Raw genomic sequence first — 21375 nt, 5'->3', positions numbered from 1 at the left:
TGGGTCTGGCGCATGAACAGCGTGGAGGTGCCGACTAACGCGCCAGAACTCGCAGGGGAGATGCACTCCGTTATGCGCGACCGGCTCTTGGCGGCGACGGTGATCGGCATGGCTTTGGGCGCGGCAGGCGTGCTGCTTCGCACGGCTACAGGCAACCCCCTGGCGGATCCGGAAATCACCGGCGTGAATTCCGGTGCGGCGTTTGGCGCTGTGCTGTGCACGACGATCACGGGATCTGTGTCGGGCGCAGCTGTGCTGCCGGGGGCGTTGTGTGGTGCAGCGCTTGGAGCTCTGATCACGGTAGGCATTGGAATGCGCGTGACGGTGGGAGACCCGACTGGTGCTCAGTCGGTGCAGCGGATGATTTTGCTGGGCATAGCCGTTTCTGCATTGTTCTCGGCGTGTACCGCGATCACGTTGGTCATCGATGAGGCTCAGCTTTCGACCGTGCTGTCCTGGCTTTCAGGCCGCTTGGGTGGGGTTCGTCTCCCGGACATAGTGCCCTGCATTATTGCGGTGGCGGTGGTCCTGCCGTTTACCATTGCTGCTGGTCGGGGGCTGGATACGCTTTTTGCTGGTGACGCCCTCTCGTCTTCCGTCGGCGCGAACCCCCACCGCCTGCGCATTTTGGCAGTGGTGGGCGCAGTGCTGTTGATCGCACCGGCAGTTGCGGCTGCTGGGCCTATTGGTTTCCTTGGCTTGATGGCGGCGGTTGTCTCGTATCGGGTGGCAGGCCCGCGTCACCGATTGAGCTTAGTGATCGCCCCCGTGGTGGGTGCGGCGGTTCTGCTGGTGGCGGATTCCGTTGCGCAGGCTCTGTGGGCGCCGGCGGAAACTCCAGTGGGCGTGGTTACTGCCATCGCAGGCGTGCCTTTGCTGCTGTGGGGAATTAATCGTTTGCAACCGGGAGGTGAGCGCCGATGAACCGCAGGCTGAATCGCAAACGAATTCTCCGTAGGGGCGTTTTTCAGCCCGGAACTGCAGCGCCGCAGAATGACACTGCAGCGCCGCAGAGTGACACTGTAGCGCCGCAGGGTAATACTGCAGCGCCGCGGTGTGATACTGCGGCGCCGCCGGGAGTCGCTTCAGTGCCGCGGCGTACTAATGCCTGCGTGGTCCGCGTTGTAGCGGTGTATGCAGCGCTGCTGGCTTTGCTGGCGTTCGCGATCGTTCTGGGATTAAGCGTCGGCGCCGTCATGAAGCCCCCGGCAGAGACCATCCATGACATCTTCACCGGCGGGAAACTCATATGGCGCTACCGCATGCCCCGCGTGCTCGTGGGGATCCTCGCTGGTGCAGCGATGGCGGTCTCCGGCGCGTTGCTGCAGCTAGCCTTGCGTAATCCGCTGGCGGCTCCGGACACTGTGGGCGTCACCGCAGGAGGGGGCTTGGCGGCCGTGGCAGCTCTGTTGAGTGTCGGTTCCTTGCCGGCGCAGGCACTGACTCCCGTGGCTTTTGTTGGTGCACTGGTGGGTGCAGGCCTGGTGCTGGTGCTCGCGGGAAGGGGAGCAACGGATCCGGTGCGGCTCACCCTCACTGGAGTAGCGGTTTCTGTAGGTCTGGGTGCGCTGACTCAACTGTTGTTGGTCAAGGCTGCGCCGGAAGCCGGCGCAGCGATGACCTGGCTCAAGGGGTCGCTTTACGCCCGCACTCTCGCGGATGCGCAAGTCGTTGGGCCAGTGGTGTTTGTGGTCATAGTGGTAGCCATCATGCTCTCGAGGCACTTGGACATGCTGAACCTAGACTCTTCTGCCATGGCGGGAGTAGGCGTGAGTGAGCGAGCGTGGCGTACTGTGGCGGTGCTGTTCGCGATCCTGTTGGGAGCCGCCGCAGTGGCTGCGGCGGGAGTGTTGGGATTTGCAGGATTAGTCGTGCCGCATGCTGCTCGACTGCTGGTTGGTGGTGCTGCCAGGCGAGTGTTGCCAGTGTCTGCGCTGGCTGGCGCGGGGTTGGTCGTTTTCTGTGACGCCCTTGGCCGCTGGGCATTTGCACCCACCGAAATCCCTGTGGGTGCGTTGATCTCCGTTGTTGGCGCCCCGTATTTCATTTATCTTCTGCTGCGTATGTCTCGCACCCCTGTGGGAGTGTCCCGCGCCTCTGCGGTGCCCACGACAGTTGAAAGGAGTTCCCGGTGAGCGAACCTGCTCTGCATGCCGAGGCCATCACGGTGAGCTACGGCGGCCCAGATGTCTTGCGATATGTCTCTCTCCAGGTTCCGGAGGGGAAGATTACCGCCCTCATAGGCCCCAATGGCTGCGGAAAATCTACGCTGCTGCGAGCGTTGGGGCGTCAACAACCAATCTCGAAGGGACAGGTCTACCTAGGCGATCGCTCCATCAGCAAGATGAGCGCGCGTGAGTTTGCCCGGCACGTTGCGTTCTTGCCGCAACAGCCGGTTACTCCCGAGGGGGTGAGCGTGCGGGAAGTTATCGCGTACGGCCGGTACCCGTATACCGGGGCGTTTGCGTCGTTGGGAGCGGAGGACCACCGCGCAGTGGAGGAGGCGGCGGAACGCGCCGGGGTGACCGCCCTGCTGGACGTACCAGCGACGGATCTGTCGGGCGGTCAGCGTCAGCGAGTGTGGGTGGCAATGACCGTGGCTCAGCAGACTCCGGTGTTGCTTCTTGACGAGCCGACGACGTACCTCGATCCCGCCCACCAGATCGCGATTCTGGATTTGGTGCGAGATCTCAATGCCGCCGGACGGACTGTCGTGATGGTCGTACACGATATGACGCACGCGGCCCGCTTCGCAGACTCGATTGTCGCTATGCGTGACGGTCAGGTGCTGGCGGCAGGGAAGGCAGAGGAAGTTATGTCTGCGCAGCTCGTTGAGGAGCTTTTCGGGATTTCCTGCCTGGAAGTGCGGGATCCGGAAACAGGGAGAGTCTTGCCGATCCCGTATCGCTAGTGACCCGCTAGAGACTTCAGAAATAAGTCCGCTCTAGATGTTTTGGAGCGCCACCCCCCGAGCCACTAATGAAAACGGCTTGCAATAACGTGTAGGGTGACGGGCTATGAGACATACACATCGCCATTCTTCCGACCATCCAGCTTCCGAAGTTGCTGCTTCTGGCGAGGCCCTGCGCCAGAGAAGTGGGGTGCCTGCGGACGTCGCGCCGATTGCCACCGCCGCGAGCGCCACACCTGTCACGGTGTTGTCCGGCTTCCTCGGATCGGGCAAGACAACACTGCTCAACGACTTGCTCGCCAACCGGGGCGGACGGCGCATCGCGGTGATCGTCAACGACTTCTCGGAAATCAACATCGACGCCGCCCTCATCGCAGGCGAAGGCCACCTCACACGCGGCGAAGACCGCTTCGTCGAACTCACTAACGGCTGCATCTGCTGCACACTGCGTGAAGACCTGGTGGAATCCGTCGGCACGCTCGCGCGCAGCGGCAACTTTGACCACATCGTCATCGAATCCACGGGAATCTCCGAGCCCATGCCCGTCGCCGCAACCTTCGAATGGCGTTGGGAGGACGGCACTCGCCTCGCGGACGTTGCGCCGATCGACACCATGGTCACTCTTGTAGACGCCGCCCAGTTCCTAGCACAAATAGGGCAGAAGAAGCTGCTTACAGACGCGGACCTGCAGGCGACTGCGGACGATGAACGCACCATCGCGGATCTTTTGGTCGATCAGGTTGAGTTCGCGGACGTCATCTACGTCACCAAGTCGGACCTCGTCAGTGAAGAGCGCTACCGCGCGACGGTAGCGCTGCTGCGCAGAATGAACCCGCGGGCGCGCATTGAAAAGCTCCTCCACGGCCGCATCGTCGCCCACCAGTCCGACGCCCCAACAGGCGCCGGCGCGGACGCCCCTGACGCGGCTGATACTGCGAGTGTGGCGGCCGACGGCGCAGCTGAGGGGCGGTCGGCGGTCGACGACATTCTTGGCGCACACCTCTACGACGAAGCGACGGCCCGTGCCTACGAGGGCTACCTCGACGAGTTGGAGAACCCGCACACTCCAGAGACGGAAGAGTACGGCATCAGCTCTGTTGTTTTCCGTGGGGACCGCCCCTTCGACAGGGAGCGCCTGATTAAGGCTCTGCGCTCCACGACCGGGCTGGTGCGCTCCAAGGGATACTGCTGGATCGCCGACCGCCCGGAGCTTGCCCATGTCTGGCACCAAGCGGGCCCCGACCTGCGGATACAGCCGGCAGGTGGGTGGCGCCAAGTGGGGCTGACCCCCTCCAGCGAGGTGGTACTTATTGGCGTCAATTTCGATACAGACAGAGCGGTACAACAATTCCTTAAGGCAATGCTGAGTGACGCAGAGGTAAGAGTTATGCTGTAAGGGTCGCACGTCACATTTGGATGGCGTGGTCCCTTCCCGCGTCGGCGCGGTCGTTTCGGCGTGGGCGAGGCAATGTCGCACTTTAGGGAGAAACATTCGTGAGTAACACCCGTCCGGTAGTCCTCATCGCCGACAAGCTGTCCCAGTCCACCGTCGATGCCCTCGGTGATTCCGTCGAGGTTCGCTGGGTCGACGGCCCCAACCGCCCCGAGCTGCTGAAGGCAGTCGCAGACGCAGACGCGCTGCTGGTCCGCTCTGCAACCACCGTCGATGCAGAGGTGCTCGAGGCAGCGCCGAAGCTGCAGATCGTCGGCCGTGCTGGCGTGGGCCTGGACAACGTTGACATCGACACCGCCACCTCCCGCGGCGTGATCGTCGCCAACGCTCCGACCTCCAACATCCACTCCGCTTGCGAGCACGCAATTAGCCTGCTGCTGTCTACTGCCCGCCAGATCCCCGCCGCCGACAAGACCCTGCGCGACGGCGAGTGGAAGCGTTCCTCCTTCAAGGGCGTGGAGATCCTGGGCAAGACCGTCGGCATCGTCGGCTTCGGCCACATCGGCCAGCTGTTTGCACAGCGCCTGGCCGCTTTCGAGACGGAAATCATCGCTTACGACCCGTACGCCCACCCTGCCCGTGCCGCACAGCTGGGCGTGGAGCTGGTGGAGCTTGAAGAGCTGATGAGCCGCTCCGACTTCGTGACCATCCACCTGCCGAAGACTAAGGAAACCGCGGGCATGTTTGACGCGGACCTGCTGGCAAAGTCCAAGAAGGGGCAGATCATCATCAACGCCGCCCGCGGCGGCCTGGTGGACGAGGCGGCCCTGGCGGAGGCCATCAAGTCCGGCCACATCCGCGGCGCCGGCTTCGACGTGTACGCCTCCGAGCCGTGCACTGACTCCCCGCTGTTCGAGCTGGAAGAGGTCGTCGTTACCCCGCACCTGGGCGCTTCCACCGTGGAGGCACAGGACCGCGCGGGCACTGACGTTGCCGCATCCGTTCTGAAGGCTCTGGCCGGCGACTTCGTCCCGGACGCCGTGAACGTCTCCGGCGGCAAGGTCTCCGAGGAAGTTGCCCTGTGGCTGAACCTGGCCACCAACCTGGGTCGCGTTGCCTCCGAGCTGCTGAACAGCGCTCCGAACACTGTGACCGTCACCGCCCGCGGCGAGCTGTCCACCGAGTCCGTCGACGCGCTGGGTCTAGCTGGCCTGCGTGGCGTGTTCTCCGGCGTGATCGACGAGCAGGTCACCTTTGTTAATGCTCCGCAGATCGCCGAGGAGCGCGGCGTGGAGCTGGACGTGAAGACCCAGGACGAGTCCGTCAGCCACCGCTCCATCCTGGAGGTTCAGGTAGTCGCAGCCGATGGCACCACCGCCACCGTCGCTGGCGCGCTGACCGGCCTGGAGCACGTGGATAAGATCGTCCGCATCAACCACCGCGGCCTGGACCTGCGTGCCACCGGCACGAACCTGTTCCTGGCATACCCGGATCAGCCGGGCGCGCTGGGCAAGGTCGGTACGCTGCTGGGCAACAAGGGCATCAACATCGACGCCGCTGCACTGTCCCCGACGGACGATGAGCAGACGGCAACTCTGGTTCTGCGCGTGAGTGAGGAACTGGACCAGCAGCTGGTTGAAGAGGTCAAGGCAGAGCTGGACGCCTCCAACGCGTTCGTTCTGAACCTCTAAACCGCGAGGCTGGGCTTCACGCTCAGTACGTGTGAGGCCGGGCAGTCGTTGCCCGGCCTTTTTCTTGCGTTCTTTTATGGATTGATCTTTTATGGACGCCCCCATGCCGCGTGGCTACAGGTACTGCTGCACCTTCTGCGCGATATCTGGCCACTCGAGGTCGAGCCTGCGGGAGGCGCGACGATTCATGATCCAGGCGGCGCAGACGACGATCACCCAGTGCAGCAACACGCCCAGCCAGCTGAGCAGGGGAATGGCGGCAATGCTGTTGTTTGCTCCGTCCGCCATGGCCAGAGGGATCAGTGCGAGCAGCCCGCCTGGCAGGAACGAAAATGTCAGGATCAGCATCGTCACCAGCGCGGAGATTATTGCGCTACTGCCACCGTTGCGCTGTTTGAAAGCGTTTGTGCCTGGCGCGGTGGTTTGAGCGGGGAAGCGGGTGGCGCTGAAGTTCGCCATTGCGGAGGCGATGAGGATGCACCCCAGGGTGAGAAGGCTAACCAGCAGCCAGATGGCGCTGAAGCCGTCGATGGCTCCGGCGGCGATGCAGACGATTAGCCAGATCGGCAGTAGTACCGTCACGGTGGAGAGGCTGCGACTGGCGACGATCTGCTTGCCGCGCACTCCGGTGACCATGTGCACCCAGTTGGATGGGCCGTCCATGCCCAGGGAGTTGCCCGCGACCTGCTGTGGCCCAAGGGACACAAAGAACAGTGCGAACCACAGCATCCAGCGGTTGGCCTCGTCGAGCATTCCCATCAGTAGGTACAGTCCGCAGAGGACAACCACGACCATCAGGCTCATCATAAAGCGGTTGTCGCGGCGCCAGTAGCGGATCTCGCGGGAGTAGAGGGCGCCGACGGGGGAGCCGGGGACGCGCGGCAGTAGTAGGCTATCGCCCTTCGCCGCTCGGGTGGCGTGCTGTGTCGGCAGTGGGTTGTTGAGGTCGTGCTTGACGGCCACGCGCATTATGTACGCCACGGCGAGGATCGCCACGAGGCAGATCGCACCCTTGGTGAGGCCGGTGCCGAGGTCGGTGCCGAAGGCGGTTCCGGTACTGCCATTATTGACGCCACCGCCTCCGATGTTGGCCATGTCGGCGGCGGCTCCGGCCGCGGCGGCGAAGGGTGTCCAGGAGAGGATGTCGGCGCTGGTATTGATGGCCGCGGTGGGATCGGTTCCGTCGGCCAGCAATTGAGGCAAGAGGTACAGCGCCAGGAAGCCAAAGGTGAAGACGAACCCGGCGACGTTGCCCCACAGTTCGTTGAATTTAGTGGCAATGCTGCTGAGCGCGGCGGCCAGCGCCTCGCCCGCAAGCAAAGTGATTACCAGCTGGAGTACACATGCCAGTACCCACAGTGCGCCCGCGCCCGCGGAGGCTACCTCCGCGAACGCGAGGTATCCAAGGGTGGCCATGATGATGGTGTTCACCAGCGAGATCGCCGCCCGCGAGTTGATGAACATGGCAGTGACCATGCCCGGCAAGATGTCGCGGTCGGTTAGTGGCAGGGAGCTGAACATGCGCGGGTCCAGCATCCGTTCCTCGCTGGGGAAGATGGCCGACATGGCTAGGTAGAGTACGCTGCCGAGCCCCATCGTCAGCACGAACATCGCTGGGTCTCCATCGTTGACAAGCACCCCGTAGCTGCTGAAGCCTAGCCCGATGCAGCCCATCACTGCAGTGATGGTTATGGCCACCGAGGCGATGATCATCTGCAGGTTGCCGACGAACGCGTGCGCCCACAGTTTGCAGTGGAGTTTGAGGAGGGTTTTAGTCTTCGACACCGGTCTGCCCTTCGTGTGGCCCGTGCGCCTTCGTGCCGTGCGCTGACTGCGGTCCGCCGCGTAGCCAGCCGAAGGATTCCGTGTCCAGTTGCTTGCCACCCACGGCTTCTACGAAGCGCTCGGATAGAGACTTGCCGGCGCGGACTTGCTCGGTGGTTCCGGCGGCAACGACGGTGCCCTGGTTGATGATTGCCACGTGGTCGCAGAGTCCCTCGACCAGCTCCATCACGTGCGAGCTGAGGATCACGGTGCCGCCGGCATCCACGTAGCGCCGTAGGATTGTGCGGATCACTTCGCCAGATACCGGGTCCACGGCCTCGAAGGGCTCGTCCAGGATCAAAACCTCCGGGCTGTGCAGCAGGGCGCCGGCCAGCAGGATCTTCTTCTTCATGCCTGCGGAGTAGTCGGCGATGTACTTCTTGCCGGCATCCTCTAGATCGAGTGCCTGCAGCAGGTCTGCGATGCGCTGCTGCAGTTCTTCGCCGGGGATGTCACGTAGGTAGCCCAGGTATTCCAGATACTCCTTGCCGCTGAGGCGTTCGAACACGGGGAGGCCGTCGACCAGCAGTCCGTAGCTGCGCTTGGCTGCCAGCACTTCCTCTTCCACCCGGGTGCCTTCAGCGGGGTCTGCCCACAGTGGGTGACCGGCGACCCAGGAGTTGCCGCTGTCGGGCCGAATGATGCCCGTTGCTGCGAGGATGGCAGTGGTCTTGCCCGCTCCGTTGGGGCCGACGATGCCGTAGAAGCTGCCCTTCGGCACGGTCAGGTTGAGGCTATTTACCGCGACTTTGCCTACGAATGTCTTTACAAGATTGCGGATGACTAGCGCTGCGTCGCCAATCTCCGCGTTGGGGGATGAGTGTGAGGGATATGGCTGAAAAGTCATGCGCGCCATTTTATGTTGGTTCGCAGGTGTTGTCCGGATGACATGCTATTGTTCTAAATGACCAACTAGTGAGATAAAGGGGTTCATACAGTGAAACTCGCAGTGATTGCCGGCGATGGTATTGGCACCGAAGTGACCGCCGAGGCTCTGAAGGTTCTGCACGCTCTGCGTGACGACGTGGAGACCACCGATTACGACCTCGGCGCCCGCCGCTACCTGCGCAATGGTGAACTCCTGACCGACGATGACCTGGACTCTCTACGCGAGCACGACGCTATCCTGCTGGGCGCCATCGGCGACCCTCGTACCGTGCCCGCCGGCGTGCTGGAGCGCGGCCTGCTGCTGCCGCTGCGCTTCAAGCTGGACCACGCGGTGAACCTCCGTCCGTCGAAGCTGTACCCGGGTTCTTCCAGCCCCCTGGCCAACCCGGGCGATATTGATTTCATCGTCGTGCGAGAGGGGACCGAGGGCCTCTATTGCGGCAACGGCGGCACACTGCGCGCGGGCACTGACCACGAGGTGGCGTCCGAAGTATCCCAAAACACCCACTACGGCGTGGAGCGCGTGGTGCGCGATGCGTTCGAGCGGGCGCAGAGCAGGCGTAAGAAGCTGACCTGGGTGCACAAGACGAACGTACTGGTGAACGCTGGTTCTCTTTGGCAGCGCGCCATCGAGACAGTGGGGCAGGAGTACCCCGAGGTGCAGGTGGATTACAACCACATCGACGCAGCGACGATCTACATGGTCACCAAGCCGCAGGACTACGACGTGATCGTCACCGACAACCTGTTCGGCGACATCCTGACCGACCTGGCGGGCGCCGTCACCGGCGGCATTGGCCTGGCGGCTTCCGGCAACATTGACCCCTCGCGAAAGAATCCCTCCATGTTCGAGCCGGTGCACGGTTCCGCGCCGGACATCGCGGGCCAGGGTATTGCCGACCCGTGCGCGGCGATCCTGTCGGTGGCGCTGATGCTGCGCCACCTGGGCGACGATGCCAACGCAGAGCGCATCGAGGCAGCCGTGCTGGCCGAGGCCGGCTCACGCGACGGAGGCCCGGTGAAGACCGCGGAGGTCGGCGACCGCGTGGTCGCAAACCTCAAGTAGGCCGACGACGAGCTGGTGGCAGCCCGCGCCCGCTCGCGGTGCGCCCTGCTGCCACGCCTGTAGCTTGTGACTACTGCGCGCGCAGCGTCTTCGACCACAACTCCTTGCCCCGGGTGGTGAACAGCCGGACGGTGAGATCCTTCGATCCGCCGTCGATGTCCACCTCTCCGAAGTGCTGAAAGTCATCCAACGGCGAGGAGTTTTGCTTATCCTTCGCCGGGGCGTGCACGTACACGACCTCCGGGCCGAAGGTGCCGTCCATGTCGTTCGGGCCGAAGCCTCCGGCGTTCAGCGGGCCGGTGACGAACTCCCAGAACGGCGCGAAGTCTTGGAAATCCGCACGATCCGGCGAGTAGTGGTGGGCGGCGGTGTAGTGCACGTCAGCCGTCAGCCACACCACGTTGCGCACATCCTTGATTCCGCTGAGTACGCGCCCGATCTCCGCCTCGCGGCCGACGGCCTTGCCACCCGCTCCATTGGACACGCCCTCCTGGTCGTCCCCATCCGGAACCACGATGCCCAGCGGCAGGTCGTTGGCAATGATCTTCCACGTGGCGGTGGAGTTCGTCACGCCCTCGATGAGCCACTTTTCCTGCTTGGCTCCCAGGATCTGTCCCGGCTGGGTGGCAGAAGCTCCGCTGTCCGGGTTGCGGTCCTTGTAGCTGCGCATATCCAGCACAAAGATGTCCAGCAGGGAGCCGTAGGAAATCTTGCGGTAAACCCGACCATCCACGGCCATCTTCCGGTCCAGCGGCTGCCACTCGTGGAATGCCTGGAAGCCGCGCTGTGCTAGCAGGTTCACGTCCTTGACCTGGTACTTGCCGTCATCCAGGATCTCGCCGGGATACCAGTTGTTCGTCGTCTCGTGGTCGTCCCACTGCACCACCTGCGCGACCTGAGAGTTGAAGCGCTTGTAGTTCTCGTCCAGCAGGTTGTAGGCGTGCTGTCCGCGGAACTCCTCTAGGGTTTCGGCAACTTTGTTCTTGTACGGGCTGGTGAGGTTCTTGAATACCCGCCCGTCGTCCATCTTGTGGTTTTCCTCGATCGGCCCATCGGCGTAGACCGTGTCGCCGGAGTGGATGAACAGATCCGGGTTGCGGTCTGCCATCGTCTTCCAGCAGTACATGCCGCCGATGTCCGGGTTGATGCCGTAGCCCTGGCCCGCCACGTCACCGGACCAGTGCAGGCGGATGTTCTTCGGCGCCTGGCTGGTGGAGGGCGCGGTGGTGAAGCTGCCGATCACCGGCACGGAACGCGCCGCAGTGTGCTGATCCTCCATTGTCACGCGATAGTGGATCTTCTGACCCGGCTCCATGCCGACCAGGCGCAACCGCCCAGTGCCGTCGCTATCCGGGGTGAGCGTGGCGCCGCGGAAAGTCTTGGTCTTGTGTCGCGGAAACGCTGGGTCCGTCGATGCTTCTACAACCATGCGCGCCGGTCGATCGACGCGCGCCCAGACGAGGCCGCCGTCGGGTCGTACATCGCCGGTAGCGACGCCATGAGTGATCACTGGCCGGGTGCGCTGTAGCCCAATCGAGCCGATTGCCCCGCTGGAACCTACCGACGATCCGGCGGCGGAGCCAGCCACGCTGCCAGCGTGCGAGCCGAGAGCGTGCGCCACGCCCGTGCCCAGCAGCGCGGCGCCGGTGGCGCTGGCGCCGGCCAGGAACGTGCGGCGGGTGGTGCTGCGGGAGTTGGAAGGAGTTGAGGGATGGGAAGGGGTTGAGGAATTAGGGAGTTGTGGATTAACACTGCGATTCGTCATAGTGGCCAAGCTAACGGCTAAAACTGTCGCAGCCGTGGCAAGCGCGTAAACCGCGGATTACGTGAAAACAAATTCATGGTTAATAGGCGGGGAGAAAGGAGCGTCATAAAAAAATACAGGTACAAGACCGCAAAGAAGGGGCATAGCAAGAGGTAGAAGGGGCAATGGAGTAGGGTATGGAAACATGCGTATTGCTCGAATTGCACACCCCGAGGGCATGGCCTTCGCGATCGTGGAAGGCGGCCAGCCGGACGGCACCGGCGCTACCCTCCGCGAGATCGCAGGCCACCCGTTCGGACAGCCCGAATTCACCGGAAAATCCTGGCCTATCGAAGACGTTCGACTGCTGGCCCCGATCCTGCCGTCGAAGGTTATCGCCGTCGGGCGCAACTACGCTGACCACGTCGAGGAGGTGTTCAACAAGAGTGCCGAGCACCTGCCGCCGACGATCTTCCTGAAGCCCCCGACAGCCGTCGTTGGCCCCGAGGCTCCCATCCGCATCCCCGAATGGGCCACGCGCGTGGAGTTCGAAGGCGAGATGGCGATCGTTATCGGCCGCCCGTGCAAGGACGTCAACCGGAACAACTGGAAGGACGTAGTGCTGGGGTTCACCGTCGTCAACGACGTTTCCTCTCGCGACCTGCAGTTCCAGGACGGTCAGTGGTCCCGTGCGAAGGGTCTGGATTCCTTCTGCCCGCTGGGCCCGTGGATCGAAACGGCTGTGGACAGCATCGACATCGACAATCAGCCGATCCTGGCGCACCTCACCCACGAGGGCAAGACGGAAACCAAGCAGGATTCCAACTCCAACCAGATGATCAAGTCCATCCCGGAGATCGTCGAGTGGGTTTCCTCCGCATTCACGCTGCTGCCGGGCGATGTGATCTGCACCGGCTCGCCCGCCGGCACCGCAGAGATGGTTCCGGGCGACCGGATTGAGGTGGAGATTCCGGGGCTAGGCAAGCTGGCCAACCCGGTTCAGGCCTACGGCAAGTAGGCCCAGCGTGCGGCCGGTGGCTTCTCGCGCGCCCCGGCTCGCCAGCCGCGTGGTCAGCACCGGTCGGCTTTGTTGTGGTCTTCAGGGACGAGGGCGTTGACTTTGGCGAGTTGATCCCGTCCGAAATTGCACTGCATGGCGATCTTAAGTGGATCGTCGGGCGGCTGTTTTTGAGGCAGGTACCACTCGAGCATTTTGCGTTGCGGTTCTCCTGCTTTGCCACGGTGCATCAGCGATGCGTTTTGAGTTGAGCGTTGAACCCGGCCTTTAAGACTTTTCTTAGTTGCTGCCTACCGGGCTGGGGCGAGTGCTTTTGGTGGGGCTGCAGGTAGATAAACAACCAGTTATTGCGGGATAGGTATAGAAGCGAGTGGTATGCCTCGATGCTTCCAGGGTTTCGTTTCTACCTCAGCTAAAGAGGGATTGAACTATGCGTAGAAGGTTTTCCGTCGAGTTCAAGAAGAAATTGGTCCATCAGATCATCGAAATGGTCCGCCTGGAGTCTTGCTTACTGCAACGTGCTTACACGAAGGTTGGTTAGCTTTTTGGGTTATCCCACCGCACGCTGCGGGCTTGAACTGTGCCTGCGCCTCAGTACGTGATGATTCTGATGCGTCAGGCGGCGAAACAATGGAAGAAGAACTTCGGGCGTCTGCGCCGCGAAAACCGCGAGGTGAGACGAGCAAACGGGATTCTTGAGACTGCTTCGGCTTTTTCGCAACGTGTAACTCGACCGTCCCACGACCGGGTGATCTTCTACTTCGACGCATATAAAGATCAGTTTGGGGTCGAGGCCATCCGCCGAGTCCTTAAAAAAGCAGATCGTGAATTCGTCACTTCACGTGGCTACCGTAAAGCCACTACCCGTGCAGGTGTTTCAGGCCGCAGAGTGGACGCCCCCGTGACGACGATCAGCCCGAAGGCACCGGATCATCGCCCGGACCTTGTACAGCGAAACTTCCAAGTACAAGCACCAGGAAGGTTTTGAGGAGCCGGCATTCTTTACGTTCGCAACCTGTCGGGATTTGCTTACACCGCGCTTATCGTGGATGTCTACAGCCGAAGAATTGTTTGCTCTGCAACACGCTCTACAATGCGTACCGATGCGCTGCCATTGGAGGTCTTGGAGCATGCGTTAATGACTGCAAGGCGAATTCATGGAAACCAGTTGATTCACCACAGCGATCAGGGCAGCCCGTACGTTTCACCGAAGTATTCCACAGCTTTGGCCGAAGCCGGGATCCGGCCAAGTGTGGGAACAGTTGGTGATCTTTGTGGCAATGTTCTAGCCGAAACAATCAACGGACTCTACGAGGCTGAAAACCATTCATTAACAAGGTCCTAGGACGTCGGTTAGAGAAGCGGCACTAACCCCAGGACAATCCGGACGCGCACGCAGCAATAGCCGATGCGACCGCCACGGTGCACATGCTCCACGCACCCTTCGGGCGCTCAGTGCGGCGAAATAGGCTGCCAAATCTGCAAACAAGGCGAAGCATTCCGCGAAACCGCTTGCACTGGTTTACCCTCACGACTGCGTCGCTTACACGTTCTTCAACGCCCAGAACACTATGGGGTGAAGTTGTCTAGTTCCAGACCTGGAACACTGTACCTGTTTCGACTCCTTCTACAGAGCGTACATATGCGTCGGCTACCTCTGTCGCAGGAACTTGTTTGAACCCAGGAAAAGCGGAATGAAACCCGGTAGCTTCTTTGAGTACTGTTGGGCTTACCGCATTAATTCGCTGTCCGCGTGGAAGCTCAGTGCTAGCTGCGGTGACAAACGATTCAACACCACCATTAGCCATCGACGCTGCAGCACTGCCGGCAATAGGATGCTGAGACAAAATCCCAGTCGTAAGGGTAAACGATCCACCGTCGTTAAGATATGAAAGCCCTTCGGTAACCAAGCTAACCTGTCCCAACAGCTTTCCAGTTGCTGCGGCTGAAAAATCCTCACGGGAAAGTTCCGTAAGGTGACTAAAGGGCGCAAACCCTGCGCAGATTACTATCGCGTCAAGCGGACCAGCTTCTTTGTAAAAGGCACGAATCGAGTTCACATCAGACATGTCTACTTGTGGAGTCGAGTGTCGAGAAACGCGAAGAACCTCATAGTGCTTTTCGAAACGATCGGCAACAGCGCATCCGATGGTTCCGGTAGCACCGATAACGGCAACTTTTCTTCCCATACTGCCCCCTTTCTCGCGAAGCATCTTGCGTAGCCCGAGACTACTAGAAATCGAGTTGATCGAGCAACGGAATTAAACCCAGGACGCTCCACTGTCTACTACTCAACCCCTATACCTCCCGCAGCGCTGCAGGCACGTTAAGTGCCCGCAGCGCTGTTTGCAGCTTTGCGGACGTTTCCTCCGCCTCCATGGCGGGAATTGAATCCACGACAATTCCGCCGCCGGCCCAGGCGCGGGCGGTGTTGTCCTCCACGATGGCGCAGCGGATAGAGAGCATAAACTCCCCGTCGCCGCTGGAATCGCACCAGCCCACGGCGCCGGAGTAGAACTCGCGCGGGGACTTCTCCTGCGCAATAACCCCCAGCGCATCGTCCGTCGGGGTGCCGCCGATAGCCGGGGTAGGGTGCAGCATCAAGGCCAGATCCAGCGCGGAATACTCATCATCCTTCAAAGTGCCCGAGATCTGGGTTCCCAGGTGGATCATCTCGTTGGTCTCATGGATTTCCGGGGTGGCCGGGATGTCCAGCGTCTCGCACAATGGCTCCAGCACACGACGGTAGTGCTCCACTACAAAGTGGTGCTCGCGTAAATCCTTGTCGGAGCTTCCGAGTTCGCGGGCTGTGGCGTCATCAATAGAAAGACTTCCGGTGCGCGGCGCGGAGCCGGCCAAGGGGAAGGCTGAGATTTGGCGGCCATCGCGGCGAATCAGCATCTCGGGCGAGCTGCCGACGAACATCGCACCCTGGTACTCGGAGCGGCCCGTGGCGGAGAGGTCCACGGCGAACCCGTCGCGGTAGGCGGACAGGTCGATCAGGCGGGCGGCAATCAACAGCGGGTCCACGGTCTCGGCGTAGGTGATGTCCACGGCGCGGGCCAGCACCACCTTCTCTAGGCGGGACTGCTGGATCGTGGCGACGGCGGCGGCGACCATCGCGGTGTGCTCCTCGACGGTGGTCTGCGCTTCGACGGACTCGACCGTCAGGGTGCGGGCGGCGTCCCTGCCGCGGAAGAAAGCCGGCGGCTCCAGCGGGCCTTCGGCGCGGACGACGGTCTCCGGTTCCATGAGAGCCGCGCGGAGGGATGTATCGAAGGGGAAAGCACCGACAATCAAGTCTGCTTCCTTGTTTCGAAGCGCAGTGGAGGCTTCGAACGGATCCGGGAAGGTCGCCTTGCGCCCCTGGGTGCGGATACTGCGATCTGGGCGGGAAAGCAGGAAATCCGGGGCGGTGGCCGGTCGCTGCTCATGGGTCATGGCTGCCATTTTACTTCCCGGCAAGACAGCGGGATGCCTCGCCCTGGGTTGAGGGCGGGTTGTATGCGGGTTGTGCGCGGCAAGAAGCTGACTTCAATTCTGGATTAGCGCCTCTACGTGGAATGATGATGCTTATGAATACAGAATCAGGTGCACATCAGGTGAGTTTCGCCACCGCGAGAAACCATTCCCTCGGCGCGCCGACCGGCGCGGATGCCCTTGAGGCCGTTGCGAATTCTCCCTATGACAAGGTGGAGCTGTGGTGGCCGTGGGATACGCCCCACCCATCCGAGCAGCAGATGCGCCAGCTGGTGGATGCGCTGGCCAAGGGGCGCCAGGAGAACCCGCGCCAGCTCGTGGCACTGAACCTGTGGGCCGGTGACCTGGCTGCGGGCGATCGGGGAGTGCTGCACTTGGTCGCCCCGGAGGATGGGGCTGGCAAGGTTGAGCGCGCAGGGGATGTGGCGAACCCTGACAGTGCAGGCGGTGACGTGGATGCCGACGGCGATCCCGCGATCACCGAGGAGCTGATTGAGCACCTGAACGCCGTCGAGTATCTGCATCGCCTGACTGGTGTGCGTCGCTTCAACGTGCTGGTCGGCCGTGGTGGCCGCGCGCTGCAGCGTCGCCAGGTCCGCGCGTTCGCCGCAGTGGCTAAGCGCCTGGCGCGCTTCGGTGGCGTGGCCCTGATCGAGCCACTGAGCGGCATTGAAAACTATCCTGTGACCAGTATTAAGGAGGCTGCGCCCCTAGTTGCTGCGGGGGGTCGGCTTCTTCTTGACGCCTACCACCTCGCCGCCAATGGTGAAGACTGGACCTGGCTCGCTGACCGGGGACCGGGGAACGAGATGTGGCCGGAGCATGTGCAGATCGCGGACTTCCCAGGCCGCGGGGCGCCGGGGACTGGCGAAGTGCCGCTGGAAGAATGGGTTAACCAGTTGTGTGCGGCTGGCTATGAGGGCGAGGTTGTTCTCGAACACTTCTAGCGAACATGGCCAGCTGAGTAGAAGCTGAAGAGTTTGCGCACTTTTCGGCGTGTTGCAGCAGGTAGGCAGCAGAACTTGTGTTTAATGTTACGTTTGTGACTCATGCGACTGCTGTTAAAGATGTTAAGGGAGCTAGCTTTGTAGCTGCCCGAAGTGCCGCGCGCTTTGCCCTGGTCGTGGCCGTATCCGTCGCCATGACCCTGACGATGCTTGCTGCCATGCTTGTCGGCGGAAATGGTGTGGCCAGCGCGCAAGAGGCGCCCGCGCCTGCACCAGCTCCAGCCCCTGCGCCCAAGCCTGCACCGAAAACAGCACCGGCGCCGAAGCTGGCGTCAACAATTGATAGGGCACACCCCGGGCAACCAGAGAACATCGAGTTCACCCGACCCGACGGCAGCATCCGCAGCGCAATCGTCAGCGTGACCTCGAACTATGACCCGCACAAGCCCACGCCCGTGCTGTTTGGGTTCGGTGGGCGCGACGATACTCCGGAGAACTACCGCAGCTACTCGCGCTTCTCTAACACCGGTGCGGCCAGCGAGGCTATCGTGGTCTACCCACGCGGCATCGACAACGCCTGGGAGGGCGCACCGTATGCCACCAGCACGCGTGGCCAGGACGTCGACTTCGTGCGACAGGTCGTCAACGAGCTGGACAGGAAGTTCAACGTCGACCGCAACCGGATCTACGCTGCGGGAATGTCCAACGGTGGCGGGTTCGTGATGAACCTGGCGTGCCAGGCGCCCGACCTTATCGCCGGGGTAGTGAGCGTCTCCGGCGCCTTTTACAACCCTATTAACGAGGGCTGTGCGCCAGAGTCCGTACCGACGTTTCTGATCCACGGTCAGCAGGACGAGCTCACCCACTACAACGGCGGCACGCTGCACAACGCGCCTTACCTGCCCGCGCCGCGTTTGATCCACTCGCGTGCGTTGCGCAGCGGCTGCGCCCCGCAGCCGGTGGTGGAGCAGAAGCCGAACAACGTCACCCAGTTTGGCTACCCGGGTTGCCGCGACGAGGCGGTGTTCTGGCGCATCAACGACCAGGGGCACAACTGGCACTTCGCGCCCGACGTGGCGAATGAGGCCTGGAACTTCCTGGCTCGCCAGAACAAGACGCTGCCGGGTGCGGCCAGCTAGGGCTGGCTAGAGCTTTGACGGGTTTTAGGATTTTGTAAGAAAAAGTTCCTAATTTTAACCGCCCGGTGTATGTTTGAGCAGTGCAAGAATTTCCGTCACGTTTTACTCACACGAAAGCCGCGAACACTCACTCTTCTTCCGCGGCTGCTCACGCTGATTCTGTAGATTCTGCAGTTTCTGGCGCATCCTTCGCATCCCGCCCGGTCCGTCGTGGTGGTCGTTTCCGCAAGCTCACGCTGTCTCTGGCTGTAGCCCTCGGTATCGGCGCAAGCTCCCTGGCTGGTCCGGCTCTGGATACTGCCGCCGGTAACGAGTCTGCAACTCCGCAGGCCAGTGCCGTCACAAGCAGCCTGGTGGGAAGTCTTTCCGGCAGTGTCAGTGGTATCGTCGGTTCCCTGAGCCCCCGCCCGTTGAACAACTACCAAACCTTCAACGTCAAGGGGAAGGCTCGCAAGGCCATTGTCGATGTTCCGGTGAACTCTGCGAAACGCAAGAAGCCGATCTTCTTTGTGTTCGGCGGTCGCGGCCAATCTGCGGCGGACATGAAGAACATGTCGCGCCTCAATGCGGTGGCTGGCCGTTATGCCGTCGTCGTCCACGCCGAGGGCATTGGCCGATCGTGGGAAGGTACCCCGTACTCCAAGACCCGCCGCGGAGAGGACGTCGCTTTCGTCCGCGAGATGGTCCGCTCCCTGTCTAGGCGCTACAACGTCGACACTCGTCGCGTGTACGCAGCCGGCCTGTCCAACGGTGGTGGCATGGCGCTGAACCTGGCCTGCCAGGCTCCGGATCTGGTCGCTGCTGTCGTGTCTGTTTCTGGTGCTTACTATGACGCCACCATGAACGACTGCCGTGGGCGCAACGTGCCGACCATGCTGATCCACGGTGTGCACGACACCCTGATGCACTACGGTGGCGGCGAGCGCCACGGCATGCATTACTACAGTGCCCGCGCTACTTTCGACAACGCTGCGCGCCGTAACTCCTGCAACATGCGGACTTTGCATGGGGTTCGCGCTCACGCCCTGGCAAGTGGCTTCACCTACAACGGTTGCCGCGCTTCCACCGTCCTGTGGCGCGCAAACGTTGGTGGCCATAACTGGCATGCCTTCACTCCGGACTCGCCGAAGGCTGCGTGGCACTTCCTGTCGCGCCACCGCCATGCCTAGACGGTGACCCGCACCCCCGCCACCGCGCGGGGGTTTTGATTTGCCCGCGCGGAGCAAACGCGAAGGCCAGAAGGCGGGAAGGTACAGTTAAAGACCATGAGTGAAGTTAGCGAAGTTCGCGTTCGATTCTGCCCGTCACCCACCGGCACCCCGCACGTCGGCATGGTGCGCACGGCCCTGTTCAACTGGGCTTATGCCCGCCACACCGAAGGTAGGCTCGTCTTCCGTATCGAGGACACCGATGCGAAGCGGGACTCCGAAGAGTCCTACCAGGCCATCATCGATTCCCTGAAGTGGCTGAACCTCGGCTGGGACGAAGGCATCGAGGTCGGCGGCCCCCACGAGCCCTACCGCCAGTCCCAGCGCATGGATATCTACGCGGATGTCCTGGAGAAGCTGAAGGAATCCGGCGACGTGTACCCGGCCTACTCCACCAACGAGGAAGTCCAGGCCCGCCACAAGGATGCAGGCCGCGACCCGCAGCTGGGGTACGACAACTACGACCGCGACCTCACCGAAGAGCAGATCGCGCAGTTCCAGGCCGAAGGCCGCGAGCCGGTCTGGCGCCTGCGCATGCCCGACGACCGCATCTACGAGTGGCATGACCTCGTGCGCGGCGACATGAGCGTGGACGGCAAGACCGTGCCGGACTTCGTGGTCGCTCGCTCGAACGGCCAGCCACTGTACACCCTTGTTAACCCGGTGGACGATGCGTTGATGGAGATCACGCACGTCCTGCGAGGTGAAGATCTGCTGCCGTCCACACCGCGACAGATCGCACTCTACGAGGCGCTGGTACGGGTGGGCGTCGCTAAACAGGTACCTACATTCGGTCACCTACCGTTTGTGATGGGCGAGGGCAACAAGAAGCTCTCCAAGCGCGACCCGGAGTCGAATCTGTTTAACCACCGCGACAACGGCATCATCCCGGAGGGCATGCTGAATTACCTGTCGCTGCTGGGCTGGTCGCTGTCTGCCGACGAGGACATCTTCACGATGCAGCAGCTCATCGACAACTTCGATGTGGCGGACGTGAAGCCCAACCCGGCTCGCTTCGACCAGAAGAAGCTGGAGGCCATCAACGCCGACCACATCCGCATGCTGGAGCTGGGCGACTTCACCGAGCGCCTGCGCGCCTACCTGGAGGAGCACAAGGGCTTCCCGGCGGATTACCCCGCGGATACGTTTGCTTTCGCCGCGGAGCTGGTGCAGACGCGCATCAAGACGCTCTCGGACGCTGACGGTCTGCTGCGCTTCCTGATTACTTCTGACGCCGACTTGTCCTTGGATGAGAAGGCCGCGAGGAAGAACTTGAAGGAGGACGCGGTGGAGGTTCTCGAGGTTGCCATCGCTCAGCTGGAGGCAATCGCGGACGGGGAGTTCAAGACCGACGTCATTGAGAAGGCGCTGCAGTCGAAGCTGATCGAGGAGATGGAGTTGAAGCCGCGCAAGGCCTACGGCGCTCTGCGTGTGGCCATCAGTGGTGCTGCTGTGTCCCCGCCGCTGTTTGAGTCCATGGAGCTGCTGGGCAAGGAGTCCACGCTGGCGCGCTTGAAGGCCGCCCGCGAGCAGACTCCGTTCGCGCCTGCGCAGCAGTAGGTGGTTCCCACGGGCGGGGAAGTGGCTGGCTGAAGCTGGGAGCGGGTGGGCTGTCGCCAGAAGGGGGCGGTCATTGCCGAGACGCGGGCAGCCATAGCCGAAACGCGGTCGGTCACTGCCAGAAAAGGCGCGCTGAGCAGCTGATTTGCTTGTGATTCACTGTTCTGGTTATAGTATTCCTCGTTGCGAACGAGGTTCGCTGCGTTAAATGCTCTGCATTCAAAGGGCGTGTGACGTGCGAGTTTTGTTCGACGAACGATGGCCTATGGTGTAATTGGCAACACTACGGTTTCTGGTACCGTCATTCTAGGTTCGAGTCCTGGTAGGCCAGCGCCCCGTTCGTCTAGCGGCCTAGGACGCCGGCCTCTCACGCCGGTAACACGGGTTCAAATCCCGTACGGGGTACAAAATGGGACGCCCTCGGAGAAATCCGAGGGCGTTTTTGCGTTCGCCGGGAGAGGGGCTGTGGAGGATGCGGGGGATGGGGTGTGGCCAGGGGGCTGGAG

The 21375-nt window shown here is 62.1% G+C and carries 16 protein-coding genes, 2 tRNA genes and 2 pseudogenes; 14 read left to right on the top strand and 6 right to left on the bottom strand.

The genetic code is table 11. The annotated features are described in order from the left end of the window. Window positions 1–12: 12 nt before the first annotated feature. The 5 genes from MHX63_RS01985 (at window position 13) to serA (ending at window position 5995) form a co-directional block, all read left to right on the top strand. Window positions 13–924 (top strand): iron ABC transporter permease, encoded by a 912-nt coding sequence (locus MHX63_RS01985; RefSeq protein ID WP_239387151.1) that lies wholly within the window; start codon window positions 13–15, stop codon window positions 922–924. Beyond that, complete coding sequence (locus MHX63_RS01980) at window positions 921–2135, top strand: iron ABC transporter permease (RefSeq protein WP_239387012.1); 1215 nt, start codon at window positions 921–923, stop codon at window positions 2133–2135. Before MHX63_RS01985 ends, MHX63_RS01980 begins: the two co-directional genes overlap by 4 nt. After that, the gene (locus tag MHX63_RS01975; protein ID WP_239387011.1) at window positions 2132–2911 is read left to right on the top strand and encodes an ABC transporter ATP-binding protein; all 780 of its coding nucleotides are present in this window, start codon (window positions 2132–2134) and stop codon (window positions 2909–2911) included. Before MHX63_RS01980 ends, MHX63_RS01975 begins: the two co-directional genes overlap by 4 nt. Window positions 2912–3017: 106 nt before the next feature. After that, a complete protein-coding gene (locus tag MHX63_RS01970; protein WP_239387010.1) occupies window positions 3018–4307 on the top strand; it encodes a GTP-binding protein in 1290 nt (429 codons plus the stop codon). Window positions 4308–4405: 98 nt separating this feature from the next. Continuing rightward, window positions 4406–5995, top strand: a complete 1590-nt coding sequence (gene serA, locus MHX63_RS01965; protein WP_239387009.1) for a phosphoglycerate dehydrogenase — start codon at window positions 4406–4408, stop codon at window positions 5993–5995. Between the two features lie 114 nt (window positions 5996–6109). Here serA and MHX63_RS01960 read toward each other — a convergent pair whose 3' ends face one another. Both MHX63_RS01960 and MHX63_RS01955 read right to left on the bottom strand, forming a co-directional pair. Then, window positions 6110–7780 (bottom strand): ABC transporter permease, encoded by a 1671-nt coding sequence (locus tag MHX63_RS01960; RefSeq protein ID WP_239387008.1) that lies wholly within the window; start codon window positions 7778–7780, stop codon window positions 6110–6112. Next, window positions 7767–8675: an ABC transporter ATP-binding protein gene (locus MHX63_RS01955; RefSeq protein WP_239387007.1), complete on the bottom strand. Its 909-nt coding sequence runs from the start codon at window positions 8673–8675 to the stop codon at window positions 7767–7769. Before MHX63_RS01955 ends, MHX63_RS01960 begins: the two co-directional genes overlap by 14 nt. Before the next feature lie 81 nt (window positions 8676–8756). Between MHX63_RS01955 and MHX63_RS01950 the strand changes: the two genes are divergently transcribed. Then, entirely contained in the window at window positions 8757–9773 is a 1017-nt protein-coding gene (locus MHX63_RS01950; protein ID WP_239387006.1) for a 3-isopropylmalate dehydrogenase, read from the top strand. Between the two features lie 70 nt (window positions 9774–9843). Here MHX63_RS01950 and MHX63_RS01945 read toward each other — a convergent pair whose 3' ends face one another. Next, window positions 9844–11538 carry an alkaline phosphatase gene (locus tag MHX63_RS01945; protein ID WP_239387005.1) on the bottom strand — a complete coding sequence of 565 codons (1695 nt, stop codon included), beginning with the start codon at window positions 11536–11538 and terminating at the stop codon, window positions 9844–9846. A gap of 184 nt (window positions 11539–11722) precedes the next feature. Here MHX63_RS01945 and MHX63_RS01940 point away from each other — a divergent pair, with 184 nt between their 5' ends. Further along, a complete protein-coding gene (locus tag MHX63_RS01940; RefSeq protein WP_034985515.1) occupies window positions 11723–12535 on the top strand; it encodes a fumarylacetoacetate hydrolase family protein in 813 nt (270 codons plus the stop codon). A gap of 59 nt (window positions 12536–12594) precedes the next feature. Here the strand turns inward: MHX63_RS01940 and MHX63_RS01935 are convergent. After that, window positions 12595–12917: pseudogene (locus MHX63_RS01935) on the bottom strand (IS256 family transposase); the annotation flags it as partial. 48 nt (window positions 12918–12965) lie between these two features. On the opposite strand from MHX63_RS01935, the pseudogene MHX63_RS01930 reads away from it, so the two are divergent. Further along, a pseudogene (locus tag MHX63_RS01930) lies at window positions 12966–13905 on the top strand (DDE-type integrase/transposase/recombinase); the annotation flags it as partial. Window positions 13906–14121: 216 nt separating this feature from the next. On the opposite strand, the gene MHX63_RS01925 reads toward MHX63_RS01930, so the two are convergent. Both MHX63_RS01925 and MHX63_RS01920 read right to left on the bottom strand, forming a co-directional pair. Then, complete coding sequence (locus MHX63_RS01925) at window positions 14122–14748, bottom strand: short chain dehydrogenase (RefSeq protein WP_239387004.1); 627 nt, start codon at window positions 14746–14748, stop codon at window positions 14122–14124. A gap of 85 nt (window positions 14749–14833) precedes the next feature. Then, on the bottom strand, window positions 14834–15976 hold the full coding sequence (locus MHX63_RS01920) for an isochorismate synthase MenF (RefSeq protein WP_239387003.1): 1143 nt from the start codon (window positions 15974–15976) through the stop codon (window positions 14834–14836). 134 nt (window positions 15977–16110) lie between these two features. Here MHX63_RS01920 and MHX63_RS01915 point away from each other — a divergent pair, with 134 nt between their 5' ends. The 6 genes from MHX63_RS01915 to MHX63_RS01890 all read left to right on the top strand — a co-directional run bounded on the left by MHX63_RS01915 (window position 16111) and on the right by MHX63_RS01890 (window position 21274). Next, on the top strand, window positions 16111–16962 hold the full coding sequence (locus MHX63_RS01915; protein WP_239387002.1) for a TIM barrel protein: 852 nt from the start codon (window positions 16111–16113) through the stop codon (window positions 16960–16962). A gap of 95 nt (window positions 16963–17057) precedes the next feature. Then, window positions 17058–18101 carry an alpha/beta hydrolase-fold protein gene (locus MHX63_RS01910; protein WP_239387001.1) on the top strand — a complete coding sequence of 348 codons (1044 nt, stop codon included), beginning with the start codon at window positions 17058–17060 and terminating at the stop codon, window positions 18099–18101. A gap of 80 nt (window positions 18102–18181) precedes the next feature. Then, window positions 18182–19270: a PHB depolymerase family esterase gene (locus MHX63_RS01905; RefSeq protein ID WP_239387000.1), complete on the top strand. Its 1089-nt coding sequence runs from the start codon at window positions 18182–18184 to the stop codon at window positions 19268–19270. A gap of 96 nt (window positions 19271–19366) precedes the next feature. After that, window positions 19367–20869 (top strand): glutamate--tRNA ligase, encoded by a 1503-nt coding sequence (gene gltX, locus MHX63_RS01900; RefSeq protein WP_239386999.1) that lies wholly within the window; start codon window positions 19367–19369, stop codon window positions 20867–20869. A gap of 259 nt (window positions 20870–21128) precedes the next feature. Then, window positions 21129–21200 (top strand) — tRNA-Gln (locus MHX63_RS01895). A gap of 1 nt (window position 21201) precedes the next feature. Beyond that, window positions 21202–21274, top strand: a tRNA-Glu gene (locus MHX63_RS01890). Window positions 21275–21375: the final 101 nt, after the last annotated feature.

It is taken from the genome of Corynebacterium sp. ACRQK (assembly GCF_022345965.1).
Lineage (GTDB): Bacteria > Actinomycetota > Actinomycetes > Mycobacteriales > Mycobacteriaceae > Corynebacterium.
This window is presented reverse-complemented; position numbering and strand designations above follow the sequence as displayed.